Genomic DNA, 20,282 nt, shown 5'->3' with positions numbered 1-20,282 from the left:
TATGTCCGACAACCTAGGGAGCCGGTGCGCGGTTCGTCAAGGACTAGGCTGAGCACTGTGGACCTTCGGGAGCTGTTCGACGGGATACGCCGGCGGCCGCAGCTGTACGGGCTGGACGGCAGCTACCACGACTACTGCGTGTTCCTGCTCGGTGTGGACGCGGGCAACGACGGCGGGCTGCTGACGGGCTTCACCGAGTCGCTCGTGCCGCGGGTGGGCACCGGCGCCAACCTGACGTGGACGTCGCTGGTGCTGCACCTGGCCTTTCCGGGCCGCACCACGGGCTGGCGCGACGAGGCCGCGGGCGACGGCCGTCAAGTGGCCGTCGACCAGCTCTTCGCACTACTGGACGAGTTCCTCGAGAGGCGCGCGGCGCCGGGCGGCACGGCGGCGATCTTCGACGAGTACCTCACGTGGCGCCGTGCCCAGCCCTGGCACCACGGCTGAGGCGGCGCTACGGTGACGCGATGGCTTGCCGCATCAGCGAAATCGTCATCGACGCCCACGACCCCGAGCGGCTCGCGAAGTTCTGGGCGGACGTGCTCGGCTACGTCGAGATCGCCCGCGAACCGGACGGCATCGAGATCGGCCCGCCGGGCACCGGCTTCGGCGGACCGCAGCCGACCCTCGTCTTCGACATCGGCGACCGGGCGGAGGTCTCACGTGTGAAGCTGCCGCTGCACCTGGACGTCAGCGCCACCGACCGCGACCAGGAGGCGGAGCTGCGACGCCTGCTGGAGCTGGGCGCCCGGCACGCGGACATCGGCCAGACGGGTGAGGAAAGCTGGTACGTACTGCAGGACCCGGAGGGCAACGAGTTCTGCCTGCTGCGCAAGCGGATCGATCCGGTGCCGTGACCCTTTGGGCGCACTTTCACGCGCTCCAGCCGAGGGTGGTTGCTCGGTGGTTGTCGTGGTCGCCCAGGTGCTCGATTGTCTCCGCGGCGGTCGCCGAGCTGGGCCCGGCGGTAAGGCGCGCGCGTCTTCGGTTCGCTCCGGGCGAAGGCGGCCAGGGTGCTCGGGTCGTCGCTGCGGCGGTCGCACCGATCAGGCCCCGGCGGTCAGGCGTGGACCTCTTCCAGGTGCTCCGGCTGCAGCCGGTCGAGGTCCGGGCGAGTCAAACGCGGCCGGCCGCCCGCGTGCTCGGTCGTCGCCGCGGCCGCCGCTACCGCCAAGCGCGCCGCCGTCTCGAAGGGGCGTCTGCGGGTCAACGCCGCGGTGAGGGTGGCGATCAGCGCATCCCCGGCGCCGGTCGTGTCGACGACCTCCGTCTCCACGTTCGGGACGAACCAGGTTCCGTCCGGGCCGGCGAACAGGTTGCCGCGGCCGGAGACCTCCAGCACGACCAGGGACGGGCCGCGGCGCCGGAGGTCGGCGGCGGCGTCGGCGGCCGTCTCGATGTCCGGTAGTGGGCGGCCGGCCAGCAGGTCGGCGCGGACGACGTCGGCTAGGGCTAGCAGCTCCGGGTCCTCCGGGGCGCCGTCCAGCACCACTCGGGTGCCCGCGGTGTGCGCCAGCCGCGCCGCCAGCAGGGCCGCCGGTGCGGGCTGCTGCAGCTGGACGATCAGGGAACAGGCGGCCGAGATCGGCGCGGCGGCGGCGATGACGTCGGTCTCGGTCACCAGCGTGGCCGCTGGGGTGTGCTCGAGGTAGCGGCGGCGGCCGTGCTCGTCGACGACGTCGACGATCAGTGCCGTTTCGGCGCCGCGGCGGCGGACCACGTGTGTGGTGCCGATGCGGTCCGCCCGCGCCCGCGCTCGCAGGGCGTCGCCGACGAGGTCTTCGCCGACTACGCCGACGAGCGACACCGACGTGCCCAGCTGGCTCAGGGCCAGCGCCTGGTTGACGCCCTTCCCGCCGAGTGCCTCGGGCCGCTGCCGCGCTTCGGCCGGCACCCCCGCGGCGGGCGCGTCCGGGACTTCCACCACCAGGTCGCGGGCGACCTGGCCGACGACCACGACTTCGCTGGGCATGAACGGCCTCCTCGGCTCGGAGGTCGGCTACCCCGCGCCGCGAGCAAGGCAAACCGCTCGTTCGGGTAGGTGAACCCGGCTCAGCCGGCCTCGAGCAGCTTCACCGCGACGTCCCGCGCCTGGGCGTACGGGTTCTCGAAGACGTGCATCCCGTCGCTGACGAGCGCGCCTTCGTGCAGCAGCATGAGGGCACGGGCGGTCGGGACGGACCCGGCGGCGATCGTCGTGAACAGGTCGAGCATCCACGCCTTCTGCGCCACGATCACCCGGTAGGCGGGGTGCGCGGGGTCGCTGATCTCGGCGTGGGCGTTGATCATGCTGCAGCCCTTCCCGCTGTTCGCGGCGGACCACCGGGCGGAGGCGTCGAACACCGCGCGGAGCCGGGCGGCCGGGTCGTCACCGGCCGCGTCCAGCAGCGGGGCGAGGAACGCGCGCCACCGGGCGTCCCGCCCCCGGAGGTACTCGACGACGAGGCGGTCCTTCGAGCCGAACCGGTCGTAGAGCGTCTTCTTCGTGACCCCGGCGCGCTCGGCGATCAGGTCGACGCCGACCGCGTGGATGCCGCGCGCGTAGAACAGCTCCTCCGCCGCCGCCAGCACCGCGCGCGCTTTGGGGGTCCAGTCGATCTCCATGGATCCGACTATACCGATCGGTGTACTGTCGGGCGAATGAGTAAACAGATCGGTATACCGCCGGCGACGCTCGGGCTGAGCGCCCTGTTCGTCGTGTGCTGGTCGTCCGGCTTCATCGGGGCGAAGCTGGGGGCCGCGGACGCGCCGGTCGCGACCGTCCTGATGTGGCGGTTCGTGCCGCTGGCGCTGGTGCTCCTGCCGGCCCTGCGCCGGGCCGGGCGAGCGGGGCTCGGGCGGCAGGTCGCGGTCGGGCTGCTGTCGCAGTCGGGGTACCTGCTGACCGTCTACTGGGCCATCGGCCTGGGGGTCAGCACCGGCACGACGGCGCTGGTCGACGGCATCCAGCCCCTCGTCGTCGCGGCGCTCGCCGGGCCGCTGCTGGGGGTCGCCGTCAGCGGACGGCAGTGGCTCGGCCTGGGCCTCGGCCTGTCCGGCGTCGTGCTGGTGACCTGGTCGGACGCGACGTCGGGGCGCGGCACCCCGCTGTGGGCCTACCTGGTGCCGTTCGCCGGGATGTGCTGCCTGGTCGCGGCGACCTTCCTCGACCGGCGCACCCGTGAACGCGGGTCACCGTGGCAGGCCGTCGCGATCCACTGCGCCACCTCGGCCGTCGTCTTCACGATCCTGGCGGTGGCGACCGGTGCCGCGCTGCCGCCGGCGTCCGGCCGGTTCTGGCTCGCGATGGCGTGGCTGATCGTCTTCGCCACCCTCGGCGGGTACGGGCTCTACTGGCTCCTCCTGGACCGCGCGGGCGTCACCCGCGTGAACACGCTGATGTTCCTGGTCCCGTCGGCCACCACGATCTGGGGTGCGCTGATGTTCGGGGAACCGTTCGGCCCCTGGACGATCACCGGGCTTGCGCTGGCGCTCGCCGCCACCTGGCTCGTCGCCCGGACGCCGCAGCGGTCCGATGTCAGGGACGTGACCACGCGGTGTTCGGGGGACGGGAGTACCGCATCGGCGCGGCCGCGGTCCGGCGCGGCCGCCGCTTCGCCGGCTCGGCGTAGCGGTCCAGCAGAATGCTGAGCCGGTCGCCGTCGTACTGGCGGCGGATGAGCCGCTCGCCGCGGTCCGCCAGTGCTTCGAGGGTGAAGTCCGCGACGGCGCGCGGCGCCGGCCGGATCTCGCCGGGCAAGGTCGCGACCACGTGCAGGGACCCGGATCTGCCGCCGGCCGCGTTCAGCTGCCAGCCGTCGCGCCGGTCCCAGGTCAGGAGCAGGTGCTTCGCGGGACCGTCGGCCGGGCGGCCGGCGAAGCGGATCTGCCCGTACAGCGGGTCGGCGGGTTCGACGGCGGCGTCTTCGGCGAGCAGCCCGAGTTCGGCCGCGACGGCGCGCAGATACGGGATGAGAGCGTTTTCGTCCGACGGTTCGGTGGTCACGGTTCACCTGCCTGATTTCGACGACGTTCCCGGTTACCCGATTTTCGCGTGGCCACGCCTGATCCGGTCATTTCCCCCAGAGCCATGCCTCTATTCGTGCGATATCGCCGCGCGCGGGTGTGAACGGCGGCGACGCTGGGAAACCGACTGTGTCCGCTCGAACCTGGGGGTTGAGAACGTGATACTCGAAAGCTTCGAATTCGACGCGAGCCCGCGGCAGATCGGAAAGGTGCGGTCGTGGGCGCGCGAGCAGCTGGCCGCGGCGGGTGACGTGCCGGACGAAGCGATCGCGGACATCGTGCTGATCGTGAACGAGCTGGCCACCAACGCCGTCCGGCACGCCGCGGGGCCGGTGCGTGCCCGCCTGGTGCGGTCCGACGCCACGATCTGGGTCGGCGTCGAAGACGCGGGCGGGGCCGCCTGGTTCGACCCGGCCGCTCCCGTCGCCGCCCCGCTGGGCACCGGGCTGACCCTGGTCGCGGCGTGCTCCCGCCGCCGGGGCCACTTCCACCGCGGGGACGGCGGCCGGACGGTGTGGGCCGAGATCCCCGTCGCGGCCCGCTGACCTAAAGGTAGGAACTCTGCGCTGTCAAGACTGACGGCGAATCTTGTCTCGTGATGGTCCTGTTTGGGGTATCCACCCCGTTCAGACGCCTGAACTGGCGGTGCTGGAGGTATCCCGCTGCGAGGTGGGCCGGGCTATATTCATCAGATGTCTGCCCGCTGACCCTGCCGGAGAACCCCGATGCGAATCGCCACCGTCGTCGCGCACCTGGTCACCGCCACCGCCGTTGTCGCGGCCGTCGGCGCCACTCCCGGAAGACCCCCGGACGTCCTGTACGCCGCTCCCTCCGGGCACGGCTCCGCTTGCAGCTCGTACGCCCCCTGTGACCTGTCCACGGCCCGTGACCGGGTCCGCGGGCTGGTCGCGCACGCTCGCGGCGACGTCGTGGTCGAGCTGCGCGGCGGCACCTACTCGCTGACCACACCGTTGCGGCTGGGCGTGCAGGACTCCGGCGCGCCGGGCCACCGCGTCGTCTACCGGGCCGCTCCCGGCCAGACCCCGGTCCTCAGCGGCGCGCGGAAGATCACCGGCTTCCGGAAGACGGACGCCGCCAAGAACGTCTACCGCGCCCCGGTGCCGAAGGGGACCGCGAGCCGCGAGCTGTTCGTCGACGGCGTCCGCGCGCAACGGGCCCGCACCACTCAGGACCCCGGCGGGTTTTCGGTGTCCGCCACCGGGTTCACCACCGCCGACGCGTCCTACGCGTCCTGGACGAACGCGCCCGGCGTCGAGGTCGTCGCCAACAACGGCTGGAAGCAGCTGCGCTGCCCGCTGGCCTCGATCACGCCCGGCGCTGCGGGCGGATCGGCGCTGACCGTCGACCCCGGGTGCTGGACCAACAACCACACCTCGGTCCCCAACCCGAGCTTTCCCTTCAACGGCGCGGGCCTGCCGAGCCTCGACCGCGTGACCTGGCTCGAAAACGCTTACCAGCTGCTCGGCACCCCCGGCCAGTTCTACCTCGACAGCGACGCCGGCTACCTGTACTACGTGCCCCGGCCCGGCGAGGACCTCGCCAAGGCCGACGTCGAACTGCCCGTCGCGCCGGAGCTGCTCGACCTCGCCGGCACCCCCGGGCACCTCGCGCCGCTCAACGACACCGACTGGCGCGCGACCTACACCGGCGCCTGGAACTACTCGAGCGGACGGCACCTGGGTGACCTCGGCGCCGACGTGCACTACACCCAGAACAACGGGGACGCGTTCAGCTACACCTTCACCGGCACCGGAATCCAGGTGCTGACCGAAACGAACGCGGACGAAGGCGACATGGACGTCTACGTAGACGGCGTCAAGAAGCAGACGGTGTCGGCGAAAAGCACCGAACGGCTCGCGCAGCAGGCCGTCGTCTCGGTCACCGGGCTCGCGAAGGGGAAGCACACGGTCCGCGTGGTCAAGGCCGGCGGCGACTACCTGCTGATCGACGCCTTCACCGTCATCCCCGACGTGGTCGCGCCGGTGCACGACATCGCGTTCGAGGGCATCACGTTCGCCTACGCGACCTGGACCGCGCCGAGCACCGCCGGCTACGTCGACAACCAGGCCGGGATCCTCTGGGACCCGGCCACCCGCACCCCGACCCGGATCCCGGCCGCGGTGCAGGTGCACCGCGGCGCGCGGATCGCCTTCACCGGCGTCACCGTGCAGCACACCGGGACCAGCGGCATCGACCTCGCCGACCAGACCCAGGATTCGACGGTGTCCGGCAGTTCGATCACCGACATCGGCGGCAGCGGCGTCGACGTCGGGGAGGTCGACGACTACTACCAGACCCAGCCCGCGCTGATGACCAGCGGCAACACCGTGGCCGGCAACGTCGTCCAGCGGCCGGGGCAGGAGTACCAGGACGCGGTCGGCGTCTGGGTCGGCCACAGCCGCGGGACCACGTTGTCCCACAACGACATCGGCTACACGCCGTACTCGGGCGTGTCGATCGGGTGGGGCTGGGGCTGGGCGTCGAGCTGCGCGCTGCAGGCCAAGCAGGGCCTGGCCGACCCGTGCCTGCACGGCACGACCTACACCGGCGGCAACCACGTCGTCGGCAACCACGTGCACAGCGTGATGGGCGTGCTGTTCGACGGCGGTCCGGTCTACACGCTCGGCGGCCAGGCGTCGGGCTCGGAGTTCGTCGGCAACGTGCTCGGGGAGTGCATCAACGGCTGCAACATGATCTACCACGACGAGGGCAGCTCGCTGTGGAACACCCACGACAACGTGGTGGAGTTCAGCAACGGCTCGCTGTGGCTGAACCTGTGGACGCCGACCATCCACGACGACTCGATCCACGGCAACTTCACCGACACCGACCGGTACAACAACAGCGGCACGGACATCGACCTCACGCCGTCCACAGTGGTCACCGACGGCCGCTGGCCGCCGGCGGCCCAGGCGATCATCGACGCGGCCGGGCCGCACCTGCCGCCCGCCCCGGTGCTCGACGACGACGACCTGCGGATCTCCTACACCGGGAGCTGGTCCTCGAGCGGTTCGCGCAGCTACGGCGACCTCGAAAACGGGGTGCACTACACCCAGCAGGACGGTGCGTCCGCGTCGATCACCTTCACCGGGACCGGGATCAGTCTCCTCACCGAGACGAATTCCGACGAAGGGGATATCGGCGTCACGCTCGACGGCGCCGACAAGGGAACGGTCAGTGCGAACACCGCCCAGCGGCAAACCCGGTTTCCCGTTTATTCGGTGACCGGGCTCGCCGCCGGGCGGCACACGCTGACCGTTTCCAAGAAGAGCGGAACCTATTTCCTGGTGGACGGCTTCCGCGTCAAATAGCGGATCAGCGGTTCAACAGCCGCAGGTCGACCGCGTCGGCCATGGCCTGCATGCCGGCTTCGTTCGGGTGGAGGTGATCACCCGAGTCGAAGCCGGCTCGCAGGGCCGCCGGATCGGAGGGGTCTTGCAGCGCCTGGTCGAAGTCGACGACGCCGTCGAACTGCCCGCCGGTGCGGATCCAGGCGTTGGCCGCCTGGCGGATCGCCTCGGCGGACTCGCTGTAGTAGCCGGCCCCCTTGTCCGGCAACAGGGTTCCGCCGAGGATCCGCACCCCGGCCGCGTGCGCCTGCCGGATCAGCTCGCGGTAGCCGTCGATCAGCTGCTGCGCGGTCAGCGGGACGCCGCCGGGACCGGCGTTGTTCCCGATGTCGTTGATGCCCTCCATGAGGATCACCGTCCGCACGCCGGGCTGCGCCAGCGCGTCGTGGGCGAACCGCTTGAGGGCGCTGACCCCCTGCCAGATGTTCGGCACGTCGGTGAGCACCCGGTTGCCGCCGATCCCGGCGTCGACCACGGCGCTCGGGTGCGGGCCGGCGAGCCGGCGGGCGAGGTCGTCCGGCCAGCGGTGGTACACGCTCGCCGGGGTGTTGTAGCCGTCGGTGATGGAGTCGCCGAACGCGACGACGGTGCCGCGGGCGGCGGGGGCGACGACGTCCAAACCGGACAGGTAGTACCAGGAGGTCGTGGCGGCGACGTAGTTCCCGTCCTCGGCGTCGGCGGTGTGGTCGCCCGGCTTCGAGAGGTAGGAGACGTCGAACGCGTCGGAGTGCCAGGTCGCCGAACTGGTCGCCTGCGGCAGGTACAGGCTCACGAGCAGGTTCTGCTCCGCGCGCACGGACAGTGGCACCGGGTCGCTGACGACCTCCTGGCCCGCCGGGATCGTAAGCGCTTTCTTGTGCGAGAACGTCACCGCGCGCTGGGAGCCGTCGGCGGCGGTCGCCCGGTCGGCCTGCAGCGCGACGCTCACCGCGCCGACGGCGAGGGGAGTGGTGCCGCGCAGGTTGGACAGGTGCACGCGTAGTCCGGCACCGCCGACGCTGGGGTGGGCGACCATCCGCAGCGTCTGGTCGGTGAAGTTCGGGCCGCCGGTCGTCATGCTCGGCGACCAGGCGGAAACCCGCTGAGCCGACGAGGAATCCGGTTCGGCAAGGGCGGTATTCGCGCTGCCCGAAATCAGCAAAACGATTGTCGCGGCGGCCAGCAACGCCTTTTGTGGAATCACGGGAATCACCTTCTTCGGTGGGGAGGAAAACAGTATTGCCGGATATCGCCGGAAATAGCCAGGGTGCGTTGGGCGGGACCGGTTCGTGCCCGGCCCGGCCGCGACGTAGAGTTCCGGGGGACGGCCGGGAACCGGCCCACGGTGCAGGGTGACGGAGGGTTCGTGGCCGGTTCCGACGACGACGCGTTCTTCGCCGACGGCGACGTCGGTGAGGACCTGGCCGCGGTCGACTGGGCAGCGACCCCGCTCGGGCCCCCGTCCGGGTGGCCGCAGAGCCTCCAGACCGCGGTGGACATCCTCGTGTCGTCCCGGTTCTCGATGTGGATGGCCTGGGGCCCGGACCTGACGTTCTTCTGCAACGCCGCCTACCGCCGCGACACCCTGGGCCGCAAGTACCCGTGGGCCCTCGGGCGGCCGGCGAGCGAGGTGTGGGCCGAGATCTGGGACGACATCGGCCCGCGGATCACCACCGTGCTCTCCACCGGGCGGGCGACCTGGGACGAAGGCCTGCTGCTCTACCTGGAGCGCTCCGGCTACCCGGAGGAGTCCTACCACACGTTCTCCTACAGCCCGCTGCGCGACGACGACGGCGTCGTGGTCGGGATGCTGTGCGTGGTCCGCGAGGACACCGACCGGGTCATCGCGGACCGGCGGATGACCACCCTGCGCGACCTGGGCTCCGACCCGGCCGTCGTGCGCACCGAGCAGGAGATGCTGGCCTTCGCCGGCCGCCAGCTCGCCCGCAACCGGCGGGACCTGCCCTTCACGGTCACCTACCTCTTCGGCGAGGACGGGCTCGCGCGGCGCGCGGGGTCCACCGGCATCGCCGCGGGGCACCCGGCCGCGCCGGCCACGCTCGCCGCCGGCGACGGCGACGCGGTGTGGCCGTCGGCGGGCCCGGCGGCCGGCGAGTCCGTGCTCGCCGACCTCGGGGGCGCGGCGTTCGCCGGGCTGCCGGCCGGCGACTGGCCGGAGCCGCCCACCCAGGCCCTGCTGGTGCCGCTGGTGCAGCAGGGCGGCGCGCCCTACGGCTTCCTGGTGGCCGGGCTGAACCGCTACCGCACCCTGGACGAGACCTACCGCGGGTTCGTGGACCTGGTCGCCGGGCACCTCGCGGCCGGGATCGGCAGCGCCCGCAGCTACCACGCCCAGCAGCGGCGCGCCGAGGAGCTGGCCGAGCTCGACCGCGCCAAGACGGCGTTCTTCTCCAACATCAGCCACGAGTTCCGCACCCCGCTCACCCTGATCATGGGACCGCTCGAGGAGCTGCGCGCCCGCGTCGGCGCCACCGACGAGCGCACCGGCCGGGAGCTGGAAGTCATCCACCGCAACGGGTTGCGGCTGGGCAAGCTGGTCAACACCCTGCTGGACGTCTCCCGCCTCGAGGCCGGCCGCATGCAGGCCCGGTTCGAGCCGGTGGACCTGGCCGAGGTCACCGCCGAGCTCGCCGGGGTGTTCCGCTCCGCGGTCGACAAGGCCGGGCTGCGGCTGGACGTCGGGTGCCCGCCGCTGGGCGACCCGGTGTACCTCGACCGGGGCCTGTGGGAGAAGGTGATCTTCAACCTGCTGTCCAACGCGCTGAAGTTCACCTTCGAAGGCGCGATCACCGTCACGACGCGGGCGGACGGCGACCAGGCGGCCGTCACCGTCGCGGACACCGGCATCGGCGTGCCCGAAGGGGAGCTGCCCCGGTTGTTCCAGCGGTTCCACCGCATCGAGAACGCCCGGGCCCGCTCCACCGAAGGCAGCGGCATCGGGCTGGCGCTGGCCCAGGAGATCGTCGACCTGCACGGCGGCACGATCACCGCGCACAGCGTCGAGGGGGAGGGCACCACCTTCACCATCCGGCTGCCCTTCGGCGCCGCGCACCTGCCCTCGGACGCGCTGGTCCCGGCGGGCGGCCACACGACGACCCCGGACGCCGCCGCGTACGTGCAGGAAGCCCTGCGCTGGCTGCCCAGCACGCCCGGTACGCCCAGCACGCCCGGCGCCGGTCCCGAGCCGGCTCCCACGGCGCCGACGCGCGTGCTGGTCGCCGACGACAACGCCGACATGCGCGAGTACCTCACCCGGCTGCTGAGCGACGCCGGCTACCAGGTCGACGCGGTCACCGACGGCCAGGAGGCGCTGGAAGCCGCCCGGACGGCGGCGTTCGACCTCGTCGTCAGCGACGTCATGATGCCCCGGCTCGGTGGGCTCGAGCTGGTCGCGGCCCTGCGCGAAGACCCGCGGACGGCGTCGGTGCCCGCGCTGCTGCTGTCCGCGCGTGCCGGGGAGGAAGCCTCGATCGAGGGCCTGCGGGCCGGCGCCGACGACTACCTGATCAAGCCGTTCGCGGCGGCCGAGCTCCTCGCGCGGGTCCGGGCGAACGTCGAGCTGGCGCGGCTGCGCACGCACCAGGCCCGCTGGCGCAGCGCGCTGGTCGACTCGCTGCAGGAGGCGTTCTTCGTCTGCGACGCCGACGGCGCGGTCATCGAGATCAACGCCGCCTTCACCGACATCCTCGGCTACCGCACCGACGGGCTGCCGTACCACCCGGTCCACCCCTGGTGGCCGGACGCGGAAACCGATCCCGAGGGCTACGGCGCCGTCAGCGAAGCGTTCGCGACCCTGCTCGGGCGCAGCCACGGCACCTACACGATCCCGGTGATCCACCGCGACGGCCACCGGCTGTGGGCCCGGGCCGCCTTCAGCCAGGCCCAGGACCCGGACACCGGCAAGGCCGTGATCGTCGGCACCTTCCGCGACGTCACCGCCGAGCACTACGCGATCCAGCGGGACGGCGCCGTGGCGTCGATGAGCACCCGGCTGGCGCAGGCGACCACGCTGACGGACGCGATGGCCGGCGCGCTGAGCGAGCTGAAGGACCTCTGGCGGGCCGAAGCCGTCACCGCCGCCGTGTTCGGCCCCGGCGACGAGCCCATCCGGATCTACGGCGACGCGCCCGTGTCCGGCGAGCAGAGCCGCGTCCTGGGCGAGCTGCGGCACGGGCCGCTGCTGGCCCCGGTCTCCGGGCACACGTGGTCCGGGACCGTGCTCGAACACCCGCACGGACGGCTGGCGCTGCTGATCACCCTCGGCGACCGGCGCCCGTTCACCGACCAGGACGGGCTGCTCCTGTCGCTGCTGGCCGGCCACATCGGGCCGAGCCTGAACCGCGCCCACCAGATCGACCAGCAGCGCGAGACCGCCGTCGCCCTGCAGCGGGCCATCCTCGGCCCGGCCGACCTGCCCGCCGGGTTCGCCGTCCGCTACGAGCCCGCCACCCGGCCCCTGGAGGTCGGCGGCGACTGGTACGACACCGTCACGCTGGCCGACGGGCGCATCGGCATCGTGGTCGGCGACTGCGTCGGGCGCGGCCTGAACGCGGCCGCCGTGATGGGGCAGCTGCGCAGCGCGTGCCGCGCGCTCCTGCTGCAGGACCCGCGCCCGGCCCAGACCCTGATGGCGCTGGACCGGTTCGCGGCCAAGCTCGACGGCGCGCTCTGCACCACCGTCTTCTGCGGCGTGCTCGACCCGGGGACCGGGCTGCTGACCTACAGCACCGCCGGGCACCCGCCGGGGATCCTGGCCCTCTCGGACGGGACGACGCTCCTGCTCGAAGGCGGCCGGTCGGTGCCCCTCGGCGTCCGTCCCGGGCGCCCGCGCCCCGAAGCCGAGCACACCATCCCCGCCCGCGCGACCCTGCTGCTGTACACCGACGGCCTGGTCGAACGCCGGAGACGCTCGCTGGACGAAGGCATCGCACGGGCCGGCCGCGTCCTGCACGACGGGCGGGTGAACGCGGTCGAAGACCTGGCGGGCGAGCTCATGCGCAGCCTGAGCCCGGACGCGGGGTACGACGACGACGTCGCCCTGCTGCTCTACCGCCACCCCGGGCCGCTGGAGGTGAGCTTCCCGGCCGAGGCGGGCGAGCTCGGCCACGTCCGGCGGACGCTGCGCACCTGGCTGGGCCAGGTCCAGCTGGACGCCCAGCAGGCCCAGAACATCCTGGTCGCGGCGGGCGAGGCCTGCGCCAACGCCGTCGAGCACGGCCACCGCGACAGCCCGGGTGACCTCGTCCGCCTCCGCGCCGAGGCCTTCGCCGACCGCCTGCGCCTCACGGTCGCGGACACCGGCCGGTGGAAGAACGCCGACGCGGTCCCGAACTCCCACCGGGGCCACGGCATCACGTTCATGCGCGCGATGATGCAGGAGGTCACCATCAACACCGGCGCCACCGGGACCACCGTCGACATGCAGACCAGGATCGTGTGATGACCACAGCGCTTTCCCTCGTCCTCCAGGAACGTCCCGACGGCACGAGGCTGCTGGCGGCGAGCGGCGAGATCGACATCAGCAACGCGGCCGACCTCGCGAAGGCGCTCGAAGGGGCCCTCGAAGGGGCCCCAGAAGGAAGCAACGGCCGGGTCACACTCGACCTGACGGCGGTCGACTACCTGGACAGCGCGGGCATCGCGGTGCTGTTCGACCACGCCGACCACCTCGAGCTGGCGGCGACGCCGCTGCTGATGCCGGTCCTGACGGTGTCCGGCCTCGGCGACCTGGCGCCGATCCGCGAAAGCGACTGAGCGGCGCCCGGGCCCCGGTGCTGCGGAAGTCCGCCCCGGGTCCCGTCCGGGTCTGCCACCCGCGGGGGTGGTGGCGCGGTTGAGCTTCGCCGGGCCGGGAACCCCGCTCCGTGACGGAGGGAGGTCACCGTGGCCGGAACAGCCGGGGTCGTGATCGTCGGGGGTGGGCTGGCCGGGTTGAGCGCCGCGGCGCGGCTGCACCGGGCCGGGTTCGGCACCACCGTGCTGGAGGCGGGCGACGACGTCGGCGGCCGGGTCCGCACGGACGTCGTCGACGGCTTCCGCCTCGACCGCGGGTTCCAGGTCCTGCTGCCCGCGTACCCGGCGCTGCGGCGGCTGGCCGACGTCAAGGCGTTGCGGCCGCGGCCGTTCACCCGCGGCACGATCGCGGTGACCGCCACCGGCCGCCGCACGCTGGCGGGTCCCTGGCACGGCGTGTCCGCGGTGGGCGGGGTCGCCGGGTTCGCCGCGGGCCACCCCGGCGACGCCGCGCGGATGGCGGCGCTGGCGGCCCGGGACCTGCTGGCGCCGGACGCGGCCGTGCGCGCCGACCACGGGCGCAGCACGGCCGAGGAGCTGCGGCGGTGGGGGTTGAGCGCGGAGACGGTCGAGCAGGTGCTGCGGCCCTTCCTCGCCGGGGTGTTCCTCGATCCGTCGCTGGGGACCTCGGCCCGGCTGTTCCACCTGCTGTGGCGCAGTTTCCTGCGCGGCGGCGGGGTGCTGCCGGCCGACGGCATGCAGGCGCTGCCGCGTCAGCTGGCCGACGGCCTGCCGCCCGGCACGATCCGCACCGGTGCCGAGGTCGCCGAAGTCACCGCCGGCGGCGTGCGCACGGCCGACGGCGAGGACCTGCCCGCGCGGGCGGTGATCGTCGCGACCGACGGGGACACCGCCGCGCGGCTCCTGCCCGGCGTCGAGGCGCCCGCCTGGCACGCGGTGACCACGTTCTACTTCCGCGCCACGACCAGCCCGCTGCGCTCGCCGACCCTGGTCGTCGACGGTCTCGACGAACTGCTGCTCACCACCGGGGTGCTGAGCGAGGTCAACCCGGCCTACTCGCCGGACGGCTCGGCGCTGGTCGTCGCCTCGGTACCCGGCCGCGCCGACCCCGGCCTGGCCGAGCCGGTGCGGCAGCGGCTGGCGCACGTTTACGGCACCGACACGCGCGACTGGGACCTGCTGGCCACCTACGCGCTGCCCCGGGCGCTGCCGGTGTTCGGGCCCGGCGCGCCGCTGCGCCGTCCGGTGCGGATCGCGCCCGGCCGGTACGTCTGCGGCGACCACCGCGACACGCCCTCGGTGCAGGGGGCGCTGGTGTCGGGGCAGCGCGCGGCGGCCGCGGCGGTGGCCGACCTCACGCGGTGAGGCTCAGCTGGGCGGCTCCGTCGTCCCGGCGTCCTCTTCGACGTCCTGCGTGTCGGGTTCTTCGCGCTCGGCTGCGGGCACCGGCACGTCCAGGTCGACGTCCGGGGTGCCGGGCGTGCGGGGTACGTCCGGGCTCAAGGGTCCCTCTTCGGTTTCGCTCATGATCGGGGTTACCCGGTTCGCGCCGGGTTAGCCATCCACCAGGAGACCGCGCAGCGGCCCCTGGAGGCGCCCGGCCCGGCGGGAGACGCCCGGGAGCAGCACCAGCCGGTGGGTCCGGCGCTCACCCCGGTCTTCCCGCTCGCGCTGTTCCTGCGCGAGGGGCCGCCAGAGCCCGTCGACGACGTCCGCGGGGTCGGCGTCCACTTCGGACATCGGGCGGCCCAGGTGCTCGGCCCACAGGCGCAGCCGGGTGGTGCGGACCAGCTCGCGGTCGTCGGTCGCGATGTTGACCTCGGTGTCGTTGAACAGCGAGTGCTCGTTGAGGTTCGCGGACCCGATGGTCAGCCACTCGTCGTCCACGATGCCGACCTTCGCGTGCACGTAGACGGGCGCGGCGGTCTCCCCTTCGTGCGCGCTGACGGTCGCCGCGAGCAGCCGGCCGGCCCCGTCGTCCGCGTCGACCAGCCGGCCGAGCTGGCCGCGGGTGGTGTCGGCGCCGTTGCTGGGCTTGCGGGGGAGCAGCAGGACGATCCGGAAGCGGTCGTCCGGCGGGTTCCGCAGCTTGTCGAGCAGCACCTCGGCGATCTCGGGGGACCACAGGAACTGGTTCTCCAGGTAGATCAGCCGCCGGGCCGACCGCAGGGCTCGCAGGTAGCCGTCGAGGATGGTGAACTCGCCCTTCGGCGCGAAGCCGTACGTGCCGTCCGGCACGGTCCGCAGCAGCTGCACGCGGGTCTCGCCGGCCGGTCGGGACCGCTTCGGCTCCGGCAGGTCCTCGCCCGCGACCTCGGTCCACCGGTGCCGGAAGTGCCCGGCGACGTCGGCGACGACCGGCCCTTCGAGCCGCGTCGCGAGGTCGTGCCAGCCGATGTCGCGCGGCGGGTGGTCGGGGCTGTCGTGCCGGTCGCCCTGGAGGGCGGTGAAGTCCACCCCGCCGACGAACGCGACCTCGTCGTCGACCACGACGACCTTCTCGTGGTGGCAGTGCATGGTCCGCTCGCGGGAGTCGAGGACGCAGCGCACGCCGGTGCCCTCGGTGAGCTTGCGCTGCTGCTCCTTAGCCAGGCCCCGCGTCGGCTGGAACGCCGGGACGGGCGGGCCCGCCCACATCAGGACCCGCACGCCGACCCCGCGCCCGGCGGTCTCGGCGAGCAGCTCCCGCAGCGTGGGCGCGCCGGGCTCGCGGGTCAGCCGGAAGTCCGCGCTCGCGTGCCAGTTCGCGATGTGGACGTGCGACTTCGCCCGCCGGATGGCCTCCGCGATGGCCGGCAGCGACTCCTCACCGTCGATCAGGACCTCGACGCGGTTGCCGTCCCGCACCGCGGCCCGCCCGCCGAACGGGTCGGCCGCGCCACCGCGGCCGAGGACGTCACCCCAGCCGAGCCCGCGCAGCCGCCGCCGGTGGTGGGCGCACAGGACGTGCTCGAGCCCGTCGCCCAGCCGCTCGTCCGCCTTGTCCAGGAAGGTGCGAAAGATGGTCACGCCCCCATGGCACTACAGATCGGCCCGCTCCGCCGCGTGGGGCCTTGTCGTGGAGGGGAAATGGTGAGCACATGACATCCGGAGCGGATCGACGTGGCAGGCCGTGGTGACGGTGGAGCCGCGACGCCGGCTCGGACTGGAGTCGTTGTCCCCGCGGCCGTTCAGATGTGCAGCTTGCCGTTGCCGGCGGCGGCCAGGTCGCTGACGCCGTCGTCGTCGAAGTCCGCGCCGTCCCCGGCGTCGATCCACTTTTCGAAGAGCTCGATTTGGCTGCCGCGCAGCAGCGCGTCGCCCGGCTACAGGTCGTCCGGGCTCACCGGGGACTTGCCCGAACAGTCGGCGAAGTCGTCGGTGTCGAGGTCCCAGCCGTCGGACTTCTTCGGCAGCCGTCCCTGCGGCTGATCACCTGCGGTGGCCCCTTCGACCACGGCACGCACCAGTACCGCGACAACACCGTGGTGTTCGCGCACCTCGTCACCGCACCGCCCGACGGCCGGTGAAGGCTCGCCGGCGAACCACGATCGGCCGATCTTACGGCGCCCTTACCGGATGCGCCGCCGGCCGATCTGCCCGGCTCGGCGTGCCTAGGGTGGGTCGCCTTCGGACGAAAGGGGTTTCGGTGCGACTCGCTCCCTGGTGCCTGGCCGGCGTTCTCCTCGCCGGCTGCTCGAGTCCGGTCGCGGACAAGCCCGCCGAGCTGCCGCCGGCGGCCGAACCCGCGGCCGCGCCCGGCGTGGCCCGGCCGCCGGCGGGCCAGGTGCTGCCGATCGGGTCGGCGCCCGAAGGGGTCGCGGCCGACGCGGTCACGCACCTCGTCGCGGTCGGCGTCCGCAAGCCGGACGCGCTCGCTCTCCTCGACGCCCGCACCGGGCAGGTGGTCAAGCGGGTACCGCTGCCCGGCTCGCTGCGGCACCTCCAGCTCGCCGCGCCCGGCGGGCCGGTCCTGGTGCCCGACGAATCCTCCAACTCGCTGCTCACCGTCGCCCTGCCCGGTGGCGAGGTGACGACGACCGTGGTGACCGGGGTGGTCCCGCACGACGCCACCCGGGCCGGCAACGGCTCGTACTTCGTCGCGAACGAACTGGGCAAGAGCGTCGTCGTCGTCCGGGACGGGCACGTGGTGCACACCTTCCCCGACGTCACCCAGCCCGCCGGGCTCGCCGCCGTCGGGGACCTCGTGGGCCTGGTCGACGTGCGGCAGAACGACCTCACCGTGTACGACGCCGCGGCGCTGCGGCAGGTCGGGCGCGTCCCGGCGGGTGCCGGGCCTACGCACGTCCTCGCCGACAAACGGGGCCACCTCGCGGTCGCCGACACCCGCGGCAACGCGATTCTGCTCTACCGGCTCACGCCGCGACTCGAACAGATCGGGAAGCTGGCGCTGCCGGGAACGCCGTACGGGATCGCCTACGACGCCGTGCGCGACCGCATGTGGGTCACGCTGACCGCGCGCAACGAGGTGGTCGGCCTCGACCTCTCCTCCGGCACGCCGACCGAGGTCGTTCGGCTGCCGACCGTGCGGCAGCCGAACACCGTCGGTGTCGACTCGTCGACCGGGAGGCTGTTCGTCACCGGTACCGCCGACGGCGTCCTCGAGCTGATCGACCCGCGCTGAACCCCGTCGTGGTGACGCGTCACAGGGTGAGCTGGTCGCGGAACTCGCGCAGGATCTTGGTGAGCAGGCGGGATACCTGCATCTGCGAGACGCCGACGCGGGAGGCGATCTGCGACTGGCTCATGCCGTCGAAGAACCGCATCATGACGATGGCCCGTTCGCGCTCCGGCAGCCGGCGTAGCAGGGGAGCCAGCGTTTCGTGGTCCTCGACGAGCTCGATGCGCGCGTCGACCTCGCCGACCGAATCGGCCAGGGTCATGGCGCTTTCGCCGGCACCCGCCGGTCGGTCCAGGGACGACGTCTCGTAGCAGTTCGCGGCGAGCAGGCCTTCGCGCACGGTCTCGACGTCGATGCCGAGGTGGGCGGCCAGCTCGCTCGGGGTGGGCGCGCGTCCGAGGGTCTGCGCGAGCTGGGTGGTGCCCTGGCCGAGCTGGGCGCTCAGCTCCTTCAGCCCGCGGGGGACGCGCATCGCCCAGCCGGTGTCGCGGAAGAACCGGCGGACTTCGCCCATGACGGTCGGGACCGCGAAGGACAGGAAGTCCGATCCCTGCGCGGGCTCGAACCGGTCGACGGCCTTCACCAGGCCGATGCGCGCGACCTGGACGAGGTCGTCGCGCGACTGGCCACGGCCGCTGAAGCGCGACGCGATGTGCTCGGCGAGGGACAGGTGCTCGAGGATCAGCCGCTCACGCAGCCGTCCCCGGTCCGGGTGGGCGTCGGGGAGCGCGGCCAGCTCGTCGAACAGCGGCCGGCAGTGCGAGTAGTCGTCACTCTTGCGGCGACCGCGGGGAGCGGGAATCCGGTCGTCCGCCGCGGTTTGCCGGTCGGTGACGTCCAGCGCCGGCGCGGTCAACGGTTCGCTCTTCGGTGGAGACCGGCGGGCGCTACCGGGCGTGCGGGGGGATCGGTCGCGCTGCTCGCCGGCATGCGGTCTCCTGTCGTCGCGCCGGAGGTACCCACAACCACGGGCACGGCAAACATGGACGCGCGACTGCGTCCCGCTACGGCTACCCACCACGACGGGTGGAAAACCCCGGCCGCGATCGCGGCCTGCGAAGTCAGCGGGAAGCGGGCGGTTCCCGCCGGCGGCGCAGCAACGCGTCGTGACGACGCTGCTCGCGGGTGCGGCGGGGAGGTGCCAGCAGGTCGACGGCCCATCGATCCGCCCACGTCAAGGGGGGCGTCGGGCGTTTTTCCGAGGCGGGGCGAATGCTCATGGCGGACTCCGGCGTTCCGGCAGGGCCGCTGGGGTCTGGAGCGACAGCTCGGGTTCGGTCGCTGGTGATTCGGTGACCGTTCCGCCTCGGTTTGGTCCCATCCGGTGGCACTGTCACGAGATCGCCGCCGGCGCACCGGAGGTGAAGCGGTGCCGGGCCCGCCCCCTACGCGAGCCCGGCACCTCATCCCCTGGGCGCGGTCAGCGGCTTCCCTGAACGCGCCACCAGCCGGACGGCCGGCTCTCCCCGGAGCCGATCCTCAACGGCGAAGCGCCGGCCGTCCCGCGGTGCGGTGGGTTCTCGGCGGGCCCACCGCGGTCTGTTATCCGGCGTGGTCGTCGGGGACCAACCGGCGCGAGCAGGCCGGGCGGTGCAGGAGCGCCACGCGCTCGGCAGCCGTCAGGCCACCCCACACGCCGTAGGGTTCCCGCACCAGCAGTGCGTGACGACGGCACGCCTCGATCACCGGGCAGCCGGTGCAGATCGCCTTGGCGAGCCGGTCGCGATCGTCCTTGGCCAGGCCGCGTTCGTGGTCCGGGTGGAAGAACGTCGTGCTGTCGATGTCGCGGCACGCGGCATCTCGCTGCCAGTCCCAGTTCGCGGTCAGCGGGGGCGGCAGGTGGCTCACGTCGACCACGGCCCACCACCGTCCACTTCGGACTCGGACGCCGCGTGTCGTGTGCAAGGAATGATGATCACCCACGTCTCCGGTACACCGCGATAGCTGTGCGAGTGCCGCCAGGGGCCGGGGCGGTGGTGCGGACCGAGCACCGTCCGCACCTCGAGGTGGTTACAGCGTTGCACGAACGCTGCGCAGCAGCAAGGGCTCACCCGTTGCCTGTTTGCATCGATGGTGAAACGCTGTGTCGAGCACGACTTCAGCGCCTGGACCCAGCGTTTCCACCACCATCCGGTGTGTCGTTCGTGGCCACCGGAACGGTTTCGGTTTCGGCGCCGCCGGGCCGGCCGGCTGCCGATCGGCGCCACGGCCGGCTGGGTGCTGCCAGCCCTCCCGCCGGCTTGGTGGCCGCGCGCAGCGCCGCCGCGGCGCGCAGCATGAGACGGCTGACCGGGATCCTCTTTTCCACGCGATCACTCACGGTGGCGCGGGGAACGACCGAAAACGGTGCGGTCGTGACCGAAAACACGCGTGGAATCGGTTTGCCGTCGATTCGGCGGGATATTCCGAGCCGTCACGGCCACGGTCGCCGGGGCAAGCCGGATGCCGCCTTCGGAAGAGCGTCTTGCCGTTGTGCATCGTTCGTGCAACGCTTGACATCGGCGCACCTGAACCCGGCGCGGGTTCCCTTC

At 72.8% G+C, this 20,282-nt stretch carries 18 protein-coding genes; 9 read left to right on the top strand and 9 right to left on the bottom strand.

The window, feature by feature from the left end:
• Window positions 1–57 precede the first annotated feature (57 nt).
• Window positions 58–447 carry a hypothetical protein gene (locus VA596_RS28625; RefSeq protein ID WP_323331277.1) on the top strand — a complete coding sequence of 130 codons (390 nt, stop codon included), beginning with the start codon at window positions 58–60 and terminating at the stop codon, window positions 445–447.
• Between the two features lie 20 nt (window positions 448–467).
• Window positions 468–857: a VOC family protein gene (locus tag VA596_RS28620; protein WP_323331276.1), complete on the top strand. Its 390-nt coding sequence runs from the start codon at window positions 468–470 to the stop codon at window positions 855–857.
• A gap of 203 nt (window positions 858–1,060) precedes the next feature.
• Here the strand turns inward: VA596_RS28620 and VA596_RS28615 are convergent, their stop codons facing one another.
• Both VA596_RS28615 and VA596_RS28610 read right to left on the bottom strand, forming a co-directional pair.
• On the bottom strand, window positions 1,061–1,972 hold the full coding sequence (locus VA596_RS28615; protein WP_323331275.1) for a PfkB family carbohydrate kinase: 912 nt from the start codon (window positions 1,970–1,972) through the stop codon (window positions 1,061–1,063).
• A gap of 80 nt (window positions 1,973–2,052) precedes the next feature.
• Window positions 2,053–2,604, bottom strand: a complete 552-nt coding sequence (locus VA596_RS28610) for a TetR/AcrR family transcriptional regulator (protein ID WP_323331274.1) — start codon at window positions 2,602–2,604, stop codon at window positions 2,053–2,055.
• A gap of 36 nt (window positions 2,605–2,640) precedes the next feature.
• Here VA596_RS28610 and VA596_RS28605 point away from each other — a divergent pair, with 36 nt between their 5' ends.
• The gene (locus tag VA596_RS28605) at window positions 2,641–3,630 is read left to right on the top strand and encodes a DMT family transporter (protein ID WP_323331273.1); all 990 of its coding nucleotides are present in this window, start codon (window positions 2,641–2,643) and stop codon (window positions 3,628–3,630) included.
• Here VA596_RS28605 and VA596_RS28600 read toward each other — a convergent pair.
• Window positions 3,518–3,985, bottom strand: a complete 468-nt coding sequence (locus VA596_RS28600; protein WP_323331272.1) for a DUF6292 family protein — start codon at window positions 3,983–3,985, stop codon at window positions 3,518–3,520. The two genes, VA596_RS28605 and VA596_RS28600, sit on opposite strands and share 113 nt — an antisense overlap.
• Before the next feature lie 178 nt (window positions 3,986–4,163).
• Between VA596_RS28600 and VA596_RS28595 the strand changes: the two genes are divergently transcribed.
• Together VA596_RS28595 and VA596_RS28590 are read left to right on the top strand one after the other, a co-directional pair.
• Entirely contained in the window at window positions 4,164–4,550 is a 387-nt protein-coding gene (locus tag VA596_RS28595) for an ATP-binding protein (protein WP_323331271.1), read from the top strand.
• Window positions 4,551–4,730: 180 nt separating this feature from the next.
• A complete protein-coding gene (locus tag VA596_RS28590; RefSeq protein WP_323331270.1) occupies window positions 4,731–7,337 on the top strand; it encodes a hypothetical protein in 2,607 nt (868 codons plus the stop codon).
• Window positions 7,338–7,341: 4 nt separating this feature from the next.
• Here the strand turns inward: VA596_RS28590 and VA596_RS28585 are convergent, their stop codons facing one another.
• Entirely contained in the window at window positions 7,342–8,433 is a 1,092-nt protein-coding gene (locus VA596_RS28585) for an SGNH/GDSL hydrolase family protein (RefSeq protein ID WP_323331269.1), read from the bottom strand.
• A 288-nt stretch (window positions 8,434–8,721) separates the two neighbouring features.
• Here VA596_RS28585 and VA596_RS28580 point away from each other — a divergent pair, with 288 nt between their 5' ends.
• The 3 genes from VA596_RS28580 to VA596_RS28570 all read left to right on the top strand — a co-directional run bounded on the left by VA596_RS28580 (window position 8,722) and on the right by VA596_RS28570 (window position 14,495).
• Window positions 8,722–12,816: a SpoIIE family protein phosphatase gene (locus VA596_RS28580; RefSeq protein WP_323331268.1), complete on the top strand. Its 4,095-nt coding sequence runs from the start codon at window positions 8,722–8,724 to the stop codon at window positions 12,814–12,816.
• Window positions 12,816–13,130 carry an STAS domain-containing protein gene (locus tag VA596_RS28575; protein ID WP_323331267.1) on the top strand — a complete coding sequence of 105 codons (315 nt, stop codon included), beginning with the start codon at window positions 12,816–12,818 and terminating at the stop codon, window positions 13,128–13,130. The genes VA596_RS28580 and VA596_RS28575 overlap by 1 nt, the downstream gene beginning before the upstream one ends.
• Before the next feature lie 129 nt (window positions 13,131–13,259).
• Window positions 13,260–14,495, top strand: coding sequence for an NAD(P)/FAD-dependent oxidoreductase (locus tag VA596_RS28570; RefSeq protein ID WP_323331266.1), 1,236 nt, complete (start codon window positions 13,260–13,262; stop codon window positions 14,493–14,495).
• Window positions 14,496–14,498: 3 nt separating this feature from the next.
• Here VA596_RS28570 and VA596_RS28565 read toward each other — a convergent pair whose 3' ends face one another.
• From VA596_RS28565 to VA596_RS28555, 3 genes are all read right to left on the bottom strand, one after another.
• Entirely contained in the window at window positions 14,499–14,657 is a 159-nt protein-coding gene (locus VA596_RS28565) for a hypothetical protein (protein ID WP_323331265.1), read from the bottom strand.
• 27 nt (window positions 14,658–14,684) lie between these two features.
• On the bottom strand, window positions 14,685–16,139 hold the full coding sequence (locus tag VA596_RS28560; protein ID WP_323331264.1) for a phospholipase D-like domain-containing protein: 1,455 nt from the start codon (window positions 16,137–16,139) through the stop codon (window positions 14,685–14,687).
• Window positions 16,140–16,435: 296 nt separating this feature from the next.
• Complete coding sequence (locus VA596_RS28555; protein WP_323331263.1) at window positions 16,436–16,609, bottom strand: hypothetical protein; 174 nt, start codon at window positions 16,607–16,609, stop codon at window positions 16,436–16,438.
• A gap of 149 nt (window positions 16,610–16,758) precedes the next feature.
• Here VA596_RS28555 and VA596_RS28550 point away from each other — a divergent pair, with 149 nt between their 5' ends.
• Window positions 16,759–17,754: a YncE family protein gene (locus VA596_RS28550; RefSeq protein ID WP_323331262.1), complete on the top strand. Its 996-nt coding sequence runs from the start codon at window positions 16,759–16,761 to the stop codon at window positions 17,752–17,754.
• A 19-nt stretch (window positions 17,755–17,773) separates the two neighbouring features.
• On the opposite strand, the gene VA596_RS28545 is transcribed toward VA596_RS28550, so the two are convergent.
• Together VA596_RS28545 and VA596_RS28540 are read right to left on the bottom strand one after the other, a co-directional pair.
• Complete coding sequence (locus VA596_RS28545) at window positions 17,774–18,553, bottom strand: SigB/SigF/SigG family RNA polymerase sigma factor (protein WP_323331631.1); 780 nt, start codon at window positions 18,551–18,553, stop codon at window positions 17,774–17,776.
• Between the two features lie 740 nt (window positions 18,554–19,293).
• Entirely contained in the window at window positions 19,294–19,608 is a 315-nt protein-coding gene (locus tag VA596_RS28540; RefSeq protein ID WP_323331261.1) for a WhiB family transcriptional regulator, read from the bottom strand.
• Window positions 19,609–20,282 lie beyond the last annotated feature (674 nt).

The sequence above is a fragment of the Amycolatopsis heterodermiae genome (assembly GCF_034929455.1).
In the GTDB taxonomy this organism is placed as follows: domain Bacteria; phylum Actinomycetota; class Actinomycetes; order Mycobacteriales; family Pseudonocardiaceae; genus Amycolatopsis; species Amycolatopsis heterodermiae.
The sequence above is the reverse complement of the archived record's forward strand: the minus strand, read 5'-3'. Positions and strand labels throughout refer to the sequence as shown.